We start from the raw sequence: 1,178 nt of genomic DNA, 5'->3' as shown, positions 1-1,178 counted from the left end.
CGACGAGTTCATGGCTTCCAACCTGGCAGCGGAATATCTGGTTCAGGAGAGGGCTTTCCGGCCGCGTGACTGCGCCCGGCCCCACCCCAGCTCCCTGCGTCAGAACCCGCGCACAGCAACCGGGCCCCGCAGCCTCACATCCGGGACCTGAGCACGTCGACCTCACAGCCCGGCGCCGACGGGTCGAAGCCGTGCTCGATCAGCCAGCGGACCCCCAGCAGGCTGCGCAGCGACCACCACGCGTGGATCACCTCGAGGTCGACGTCGGCGCCATATCCGGCGATGACGTCATCGAGGTGCTCCTCGTGTCCGAGGGTGAAGGTGGCGAGGTCGTAGAGGGCGTCGCCCTGGCCCGCCTCGGACCAGTCGATGATGCCGGTCACCTCGCCTTGGTCGACGAAGACGTGCGCGATCTGCAGGTCGCCGTGCGTGAACGCCGGAGTCCACGGGCGCAGCGCGGCCTCGGCGACCTGGCGGTTACGGGTGACCAGGTCGGCGGGCAGGATGTCGTGCGTCACGAGCCGCTCGCACTCGTCGTCGAGTTCCGCCGCCAGTGCGGTGATGCTGCGGCCGGCCCGTCCGGGCCGGGGCGGCAGCGGCGCGTCGTGCAGCTTGCGGATGGCGGCGCCCGCCGCGGACCACGCCGCCGGTGACCCGGTCGACGGCCCGCCGAGGCGGCCGAGCGTCGTCCCCGTGAGCGCGGCGATGGCGAGGACGGGCGGTTTGCGCCACAGGACCTGCGGGGTCGGCACCGGTGCGAGGGACATCGCCTCGACCTCGGCGTCGATGCGCGTCTGGTCCGCGTCCACTTTCAGGAACACGTCACCGACGCGCAGGGTGGCGCGCTCGGAATGGGCGACGACGACTTTGACCTCATCCATGGGTGATTAGTATCCCCTGGGTGATCGCCCACGTCGCCGGGTTTCTCACCTGCGGCGATGCGACGAGGAGAACGACGCGGAGAGAGTTGTCCGCCGGGGCCCGGGGCCGTGCGCTCCCGGGCCCCGGCGGACAGCGGTGTGCTGTGTGCTGTGTGCCTACAGCGCGGGGTAGGCGTTCTTCATGAGCTCCTGGAACTGGGCGGAGAACCAGTGGCCGGACACCGGCGCGTCGGGCAGCGCCCCGGACATGTGGTTGTTGTTGCGCGGGTTACCGGTGTACGTCGGGTCGCACATGCG

General features: G+C 70.7%; 1 protein-coding gene. It reads right to left on the bottom strand.

From position 1 onward, the window contains the following. Positions 1–134: 134 nt before the first annotated feature. Positions 135–881, bottom strand: a complete 747-nt coding sequence (locus tag ACQKIP_RS46070) for a phosphotransferase family protein (protein ID WP_365864327.1) — start codon at positions 879–881, stop codon at positions 135–137. Between the last annotated feature and the right edge of the window lie 297 nt (positions 882–1,178).

The organism is Streptomyces sp. NPDC059900, from assembly GCF_050270335.1.
Lineage (GTDB): Bacteria > Actinomycetota > Actinomycetes > Streptomycetales > Streptomycetaceae > Streptomyces.
Note: the sequence above shows the minus strand (reverse complement) of the source record. Positions and strands in the feature narration are given on the sequence as shown.